General features: G+C 29.9%; 9 protein-coding genes. 7 read left to right on the top strand and 2 right to left on the bottom strand.

The features are described 5' to 3' along the window. Window positions 1–42: 42 nt before the first annotated feature. Both prmA and ACH2CG_RS15845 read right to left on the bottom strand, forming a co-directional pair. A complete protein-coding gene (gene prmA / locus ACH2CG_RS15840) occupies window positions 43–879 on the bottom strand; it encodes a 50S ribosomal protein L11 methyltransferase (RefSeq protein WP_395066944.1) in 837 nt (278 codons plus the stop codon). 67 nt (window positions 880–946) lie between these two features. Then, a complete protein-coding gene (locus ACH2CG_RS15845) occupies window positions 947–1,342 on the bottom strand; it encodes a hypothetical protein (protein WP_395066946.1) in 396 nt (131 codons plus the stop codon). A 169-nt stretch (window positions 1,343–1,511) separates the two neighbouring features. On the opposite strand from ACH2CG_RS15845, the gene ACH2CG_RS15850 reads away from it, so the two are divergent. From ACH2CG_RS15850 to ACH2CG_RS15880, 7 genes are all read left to right on the top strand, one after another. Further along, window positions 1,512–3,659, top strand: a complete 2,148-nt coding sequence (locus ACH2CG_RS15850; RefSeq protein ID WP_395066948.1) for a carboxypeptidase-like regulatory domain-containing protein — start codon at window positions 1,512–1,514, stop codon at window positions 3,657–3,659. A gap of 136 nt (window positions 3,660–3,795) precedes the next feature. Beyond that, window positions 3,796–4,419, top strand: a complete 624-nt coding sequence (locus ACH2CG_RS15855) for a hypothetical protein (RefSeq protein ID WP_395066950.1) — start codon at window positions 3,796–3,798, stop codon at window positions 4,417–4,419. A gap of 31 nt (window positions 4,420–4,450) precedes the next feature. Then, window positions 4,451–5,788: a histidine kinase gene (locus tag ACH2CG_RS15860; protein WP_395066952.1), complete on the top strand. Its 1,338-nt coding sequence runs from the start codon at window positions 4,451–4,453 to the stop codon at window positions 5,786–5,788. Beyond that, on the top strand, window positions 5,779–6,096 hold the full coding sequence (locus ACH2CG_RS15865; RefSeq protein WP_395066954.1) for a 2TM domain-containing protein: 318 nt from the start codon (window positions 5,779–5,781) through the stop codon (window positions 6,094–6,096). The genes ACH2CG_RS15860 and ACH2CG_RS15865 overlap by 10 nt, the downstream gene beginning before the upstream one ends. A gap of 8 nt (window positions 6,097–6,104) precedes the next feature. Further along, the gene (locus ACH2CG_RS15870) at window positions 6,105–6,464 is read left to right on the top strand and encodes a 2TM domain-containing protein (protein WP_395066956.1); all 360 of its coding nucleotides are present in this window, start codon (window positions 6,105–6,107) and stop codon (window positions 6,462–6,464) included. A gap of 2 nt (window positions 6,465–6,466) precedes the next feature. Beyond that, entirely contained in the window at window positions 6,467–7,120 is a 654-nt protein-coding gene (locus tag ACH2CG_RS15875) for a hypothetical protein (protein ID WP_395066958.1), read from the top strand. Window positions 7,121–7,124: 4 nt separating this feature from the next. Next, a partial coding sequence (locus ACH2CG_RS15880) for a LytR/AlgR family response regulator transcription factor (RefSeq protein ID WP_395066960.1) occupies window positions 7,125–7,606 on the top strand: 482 nt, incomplete at its 3' end.

Genomic DNA, 7,606 nt, shown 5'->3' on the forward strand with positions numbered 1-7,606 from the left:
GGGAATTCTTTTTTGGGAGTATTGTGCGATTTATTGACTGTATTATTGATTTAAATACTTCAACGAAACCCAATTATTTCTTTCAAATTTTTTAACATAAGTTAATCCTTTTTCTGTACATGATGCATCAATAAAAGGAATGTCTTCATTATAGAATCCGCTTACTAGTAAAATTCCACCTTTATTTAAACAATCTACATAAACTTGCATATCGTTAAGCAAGATGTTTCGGTTGATATTGGCAATAATTAAATCATAATTTTTACCATTTAATAAAGCGGCATCACCTTCATAAACTGAAATTTTAGTACAATTATTGCGCTCTGCATTTTCAATAGAATTTAAATAACACCAATTATCAATATCAATAGCATCAATCGGTTGAGCACCTTTCATTTCTGCTAAAACTGCTAAAATTGCTGTTCCGCAACCCATGTCTAAAGTTTTTAAACCTTCAACATTAGTTTCTAATAAATGTTGAATCATCATGTGTGTTGTTTCATGGTGACCTGTTCCAAAACTCATTTTTGGCTCAATTATAATATCAAATTCTGCATCGGTTTTTGGATGAAAAGGCGCACGAACATGGCATTTACCATCAACGTCAATGGGTTCAAAATTCTTTTCCCACTCTTCGTTCCAGTTCACTTGATCAATCTCTTCTACTTTGTAGGAAATTGTAAATTCTGGTGATGTTAAAATATAAATATCTTCTAAAACATCTTCTGTACAAAGGTCTTTTTGAATATAAGCTACAATTCCTAAATCGGTTTCAATAAAACTTTCAAATGGTTTTTCACCAAGCTCGGCAATAAGTATTTCTGAACCTAGTTCTTTTGGTTCTACTATAAAATGGTATCCTAAATATATATTTGACATCTATTTTTTTTTACAAAGGTAAGAATCAATTCAAAAAAAAACCTAGCTCGATGGCTAGGTTTTAATTTTATTTTTTTCCTGGTTGACAAATTTCGACTATTCTATGAAAAACATCATGAAGATTTTGAAATGCTCTCATGATTTCTGCATCTGGAGCTTTTTTTGTTACAAGGTCACTAACCACTTTTGTTTGTCTTTTTAATATAGCAAGATTTTCTTCAACCAATGCATTTCTTAAATCCTTTGGCATTGTTTCTACATCTAATAATTCTGCTTTGGCTACTAAATCTTCTGATGAATTTTTAATAGGACCAAAATTTCCATCTTCTGCTGGGTGAAAAGTCTTAGATAACAACTCATGATAATCATGCATTTGTTTCCATTTATCTGTAATTGATTGAGCAGAAATAGTATTTATTGCAAAAAATAATGCAATTGCGAAAAGTGATTTTATAAGTTTCATTTGTTTAATGATTTAAATGTTATGCAATAATACTAATTTTTTTTTAATTGAAAAGTTAAACCAATTAAAATTCAACATACAATTCATCCTTAAATTTCAACAATTGAGTAAATATAAATTTTATAAGTTTTTTACTTGATGCAACTTTGCTTCATCAAAACAGATAATTATGAAGACAACTATTACATTTTTTATTTTATTACTTTCAACTTTAGGATTTTCTCAAACCAAAATTTCGGGTAAAGTTGTTGATCAAAAAAACAATCCTATTATTGGTGCCAATGTTTTTATTGAAGGTTCTTACGACGGAATAAGTTCCGATGAAAAAGGTGATTTTTCTTTTACAACATCAGAAAAAGGAAATAAAACTTTAGTAATTACATTTCTTTCTTATGAACCTGTAAAAATTCCAATTTCTATAGAAAACTATCAACCTAAGACTTTTAAACTAAAAGAAAGTGTAAATACGTTGGATGCAGTTGTCATCAATGCCGGAACTTTTGAAGCTGGTGATAAGGCTAAAGTAACCGTTTTAAAACCATTGGACATTGTTACAACAGCTGGCTCAAATGCTGATATTGTTGCGGCTTTGCAAACTTTACCGGGAACACAAACTGTAGGTGAAAGCGGACGATTGTTTGTGCGTGGTGGCGAAAGTGACGAAGCCCAAACCTATGTTGACGGCATTCGAGTAGCGCAACCTTATGGCGCATCAACTCAAAATTTACCAACTCGAGGAAAATTTTCACCTTTTCTTTTTAGCGGAATTTCATTTTCTACTGGTGGTTATTCTGCCGAATATGGTGAAGCGCTATCGAGTGTACTTTTATTAAATACGACCGATGTTGCTACTCAAGAAAAAACCGATATTTCATTCATGACTGTTGGCTTGGGACTTGCAAATACACAAAAATGGAAAAAAAGTTCGTTGAGTGTCAACACAGCGTATATTGATTTGGCGCCTTATCAAGTTGCAATTCCGCAAAATGTTGATTGGAATAGAGCATTTCAATCACTTTCTGGCGAATTGGTTTATAGATATGAACTAGAACGCGGTTTATTTAAATTATACACTGCTTTCGATGCTTCAAGATTTGATTTAAATCAAGAAAACATTAACTCGATTGCTAAAACTCGTGTTGACTTAAAGAATAATAATTTATATCTAAATGCTTCGTACAAAGGAAATTTTGGAAGCAATTGGCAATTATCAACCGGTGTAAGTTATGGAATTGGTGATACCAAAATAGGTTTGAATACAGATAAAATAAACAATATCGAACATGCATCACATTTAAAATTAAAGCTTAAAAAATCAATTTCTGATAGAATAAAATTGTCCTTTGGAGGTGATTATTTTATAACTAAATTTGATGAAGATTATTCTTTTACAAACAATAAATCGGGTTATAATGCCAATATTGCTGCAGCATTTACAGAAGCCGATATTTTTTTCTCTAAAAAACTGGCGCTTAAAGCTGGTATAAGAGCTTTCAATAATAATTTATTGCATCAATCTTCTGTTTCTCCTAGAGTTTCTCTAGCTTATAAAGTAAGTAAATTTGGTCAGATTTCATTTGCTTATGGTGAATTTGAGCAAGCTCCAAAGCAAGATTATTTGAAATTCAATTCTAATTTTATCAATGAAAAAGCATCACATTACATCTTAAATTACCAATTTAATAAAGACAAACGTACTTTTAGAAGTGAAATTTACTATAAAGATTACAGCAATTTAGTAAAATATGACACTCAAGAAGTGCAATACAATTCTAATTTTAACAATAACGGATTTGGTTTTGCAAAAGGATTGGATATTTTTTGGAGAGACGGAAAGTCAATTAAGAATTTAGAATATTGGATTTCCTATTCTTACATCGATTCTAAACGTGATTATAAAAATTACGAAACCCAAGTTACACCAAGTTTTGTGGCCAAAAATAATCTGTCTATTGTAACTAAATATTGGATCGATGACTGGAAATCTAGTGTTGGTTTATCGTATAGTTTCAATTCGGGACGACCATTTGATAATCCTAATGAGCTACTATTTATGAGCGGAAAGACTAAGAATTATAACAATGTAAGTATGAGTTGGGCCTATTTATTGAGCCAGCAAAAAATACTTTATATTTCAATAAGTAATGTACTTGGAACTCAAAATGTGTTTGGTTACGAATATGCAAATTCACCAGATGCTTCAGGAAATTTTCAGAGAAAAGCCATTACACCAACTGCCGATAGATTTTTCTTTGTAGGTTTCTTTTGGACCATTAGCGATAACAAAAAAGACAACCAGTTAAATAATTTGAATTAAAAATTATCAAAATAACGGTTCATCCTAATAAAATGACATTTCGGTAAGTATAAATTTTATAGGACATTAAATCATAATATTTTTACATCAGAATTAAAATAATAACAATTTCATTAACAATTAAAAAATAGAAATCATGGTTAAAATTATCACAGCATTTACATTATTCGTTTGTAGTTTAGTAACAGCTCAAACCCAGTATGAACAAGGAATGGGAAAAGCATTAGGTTTATGGAAAGAAGGTAAAAATGCAGATGCAACTGCCTTGTTTGAAAGAATTGCCTCAGCAGAAAAAGACAACTATTTGCCAAATTATTACATTGCATTAATCAATACAACAGAAGCTTTTAATCCTGCAAATAAAGATAAAATGTCTTTATTGTTAGCCAAGGCAAATGAAGCATTGGATACAGAATTAGCAAAATCTCCTAAAAATGTTGAACTTCTAGTTGTGCAAGCAATGGCAAAAACAGCTTTATTAGCTTCAGATCCGATGACTTATGGAATGACACTTTCTCCTAAAATTTCAGAAATCTATATGTTAGCCAGTATGTTAGCTCCTGAAAATCCAAGAGTTGTATTTTGTAAAGCACAATTTGACATTGGAGGAGCAAAATGGACAGGTGCCGATGTAAAACAATTATGTACTCAAGTAGAAAAATCAATCGATCTTTTTGCTAAATTTAAACCAGAAAATCAGTTCTCACCATCTTGGGGTTTAGATAGAGCTCAAGAAACATTGAAAAACTGCGGCAAATAGAATTTTTTCAAGATTAAAAAAAAATAAAGTTATGAAATTCACATTCAAAGATTTAACTAGGTCAACAGGAATTGGACTTATCATTTTTGTAATTATCCTTCTAGTTAATCTTGCCTATGGTGAAAAAATAGCTTTCAATAATAGACTTGGGTATCTTTTTTTATACACACTTCTATATTCTGTTTGTCTTGGTATTGCTAACCAGTATGTTTTTTATGTATTGGATAAAATATTTGCTAAAGATAGATTTTCATTAAAGAGAATTGTAATTGGTTTTTTCTCTTCATTTTTTGTATCACTTTTTGTAATTTTCTTATTGAGAGTTTTTGAAGATATACTCATTGAAGGAAAAAGCTTTGAGCAATATTGGGCGAAAGAAAACATTGCCAATTATATTTTTGCTATTGCAATGACCTTTATAGTGGTTTTATCATTTTATACGTTCTACATTTATAAAGCATATCAAGAAAACAAAGTAAAAGAGCAAAAGATAATTGCAGGAACTGCCAACGCCAAGTTTGAAAGTTTAAAAAATCAAATTGACCCTCATTTTCTTTTTAATAGTTTGAATGTTTTAAGTTCATTAATAGAAGAAAATCCAGATAATGCTCAAAAATTTACAACGTCATTATCTAAAATCTATCGTTATGTTTTAGAGCAAAAAGACAAAGAATTGGTTTCGGTTTCAGAGGAATTAGCATTTGCAAAAACCTACATGAATTTACTAAAAATGCGATTTGAAAATAGTATTTCATTTGAATTACCAACTAATTTTGAAAATCAAGATGCCAAAGTAGTTCCGTTATCACTTCAATTGTTGTTAGAGAATTGTATAAAACACAACATTGTTAGTGAGCAAAAACCGTTGCACATTCAAATTTTTGAAAAAGAAAATTATCTTGTAGTTCATAATCATTTGCAAAAGAAAGAAGTATTGCAAGATAGACGAGGAGTTGGGCTTCAAAATATAATAAGTCGCTATGCAATACTAACTAAAAGAAAAGTTTTAATTGACGATGCAAATGGCATTTTTGCAGTGCATTTACCAATATTAACAAAGCAAGTAACAGTTATGGAATCATCCGTTGAATATACAGAAAACACAGCTTATTTTAGAGCTAAAAAACGTGTAGAAGAATTAAAAGGATTTTATGGAAATCTTATTTCTTATTGTTGTGTAATTCCAGTTTTAATAGTTGTCAATCTTAAATTTTCTCCACAATTTCATTGGTTTTGGTTTTCTGCCGCTGGTTGGGGTTTTGGTGTAATTATGCACGCATTAAAAGTTTTTGGATATGGTGCCAATTGGGAAGAAAGAAAAATTCAACAAATTTTAAATAAAGACAGAAATAGCACTAAATGGAAGTAATAATGGAAAATAATTATAAAGAAGAAGATCGCTATTATCAAGCTAAAAAGAGAGTAGAAGAAATTAAAGGTTTTTATGGAAATTTAATTGCCTATATTATTTTCAATATTTTTTTCTTAGTATTAAATATAATGACCTCGCCAGGCGAGTTGTGGTTCTTTTGGCCTTTATTAGGTTGGGGAATTGGTGTATTGTTTCATGCTATGAAAGTCTTTAATTATTCGCCTTTTTTAGGGAAGAATTGGGAAGAAAAAAAGATAAACGAGTTAATGGAAAAAGAAAAAAAAGCTAATAATAACTGGAAATAAATAATAATATGAGACGAATAGAAAAACAAAGAATGTTTGAAAAATTTCAAAACGAAACTGGAGTTTCAACCGAAGAATATTACATAGCTTATAAAAGAGTTAAACGAATTAAAGGATTTTATACCCATTTAATTGTTTATGTACTTGTCAATTTGTTTTTAATTTTTGATCAACGTTTAGACCGCAATTCTATGGATCATTTTTTTCATTGGCATACTTATTCTACAGCTTTCTTCTGGGGATTAGGATTGTTAGCTCATGGTATATCTGTTTTTGGTAAAGATTTTTTCTTTGGAAATGATTGGGAGGAAAGAAAAATTAAAGAATATATGGCTACTGAAAAAGCAAAAGAACAAAACTGGAAATAGCTATGAGTCTAGAACTTTTATTTAAGATGTTGCTAATAATTCACATTATTGCAGGAAGCATTGGATTAATTGCTGGAACCATAAATATTACTAGAAAAAAAGGTGATAAATTGCACAAAAATATTGGACTTTTTTTTCTTTACGGAATGTTAGTTAATGGCTTTGCAGGTATTTTTATGTCCTTAATTCATAGTAACCTGTTTTTATTGATAATTGGAGTTTTTTCAATTTATATGGCAGCAACTGGTCAACGCTATCTTTCTTTAAAAAAAATAAATGAAGGCGAAAAAGTAAAAAGTATCGACTGGATATTAAGCTGTATGATGTTACTTTTTGGAATTGGATTTGTAGTTTACGGAGCAATTTTATTGTTTAATAGCAATAATTTCGGAATCGTTTTATTGGTTTTCGGATTTATAAGTTGCTCAATGGTTTTAAAAGATTTTAAAAATTACCAAGGTAAAAATACTATTAAAAACTTCTGGTTACTCGTTCACATTCAAAGAATGATTGGATCTTATATTGCAGCAGCCACAGCTTTTTTAGTTGTCAACAATACTTTATTACCCGGAGTTGTTGCGTGGCTGTTGCCAACAGTAATCTTGACGCCACTAATTTTTAAATGGTCAAATAAATATAAAATTGTTTCAAAATAAAAATATGAACATCATCATCATCGAAGACGAAAAGCCAGCAGCGAGACTTTTACAACGAAAGGTAGAAAAGTTGGGATTGCAAGTAAATCAAATGTTACATTCGGTAGAAGAATCTATTCATTGGTTTACTAATAATTTACATCCCGATTTGATATTTCTTGACATTCAATTATCGGATGGATTATCGTTTGAGATTTTCGAAAATATTGACATAAAAAGTGCTGTAATCTTTACAACTGCTTATGATGAATATGCCTTGCGAGCTTTTAAATTGAACAGTATCGATTATCTTTTAAAACCAATAGACGAAGACGATTTAGCAATTGCTATTACTAAATTTAAAAATCAATTTCAAAAAAGTTTGGTTTCAAGTTTAGATTTTGATGCCATAAAAAGAATGTTAGTTAACCCAATCGATAGAGCATACAAAAAACGATTCACTATTAAAATGGGACAACAACTTAGAATGATAAATATTGAAGAAGT

The organism is Flavobacterium sp., assembly GCF_043778725.1.
Taxonomy (GTDB): Bacteria; Bacteroidota; Bacteroidia; order Flavobacteriales; family Flavobacteriaceae; genus Flavobacterium.

What these genes read in the sequence shown, in the direction of transcription:
- ACH2CG_RS15855 (WP_395066950.1), top strand. Translation starts at nt 3,796, where the DNA reads ATGGTTAAAATTATCACAGCATTTACATTATTCGTTTGTAGTTTAGTA.
- ACH2CG_RS15865 (WP_395066954.1), top strand. Translation starts at nt 5,779, where the DNA reads ATGGAAGTAATAATGGAAAATAATTATAAAGAAGAAGATCGCTATTAT.
- ACH2CG_RS15850 (WP_395066948.1), top strand. Translation starts at nt 1,512, where the DNA reads ATGAAGACAACTATTACATTTTTTATTTTATTACTTTCAACTTTAGGA.
- ACH2CG_RS15860 (WP_395066952.1), top strand. Translation starts at nt 4,451, where the DNA reads ATGAAATTCACATTCAAAGATTTAACTAGGTCAACAGGAATTGGACTT.
- prmA (WP_395066944.1), bottom strand. Translation starts at nt 879, where the DNA reads ATGTCAAATATATATTTAGGATACCATTTTATAGTAGAACCAAAAGAA.
- ACH2CG_RS15875 (WP_395066958.1), top strand. Translation starts at nt 6,467, where the DNA reads ATGAGTCTAGAACTTTTATTTAAGATGTTGCTAATAATTCACATTATT.
- ACH2CG_RS15870 (WP_395066956.1), top strand. Translation starts at nt 6,105, where the DNA reads ATGAGACGAATAGAAAAACAAAGAATGTTTGAAAAATTTCAAAACGAA.
- ACH2CG_RS15845 (WP_395066946.1), bottom strand. Translation starts at nt 1,342, where the DNA reads ATGAAACTTATAAAATCACTTTTCGCAATTGCATTATTTTTTGCAATA.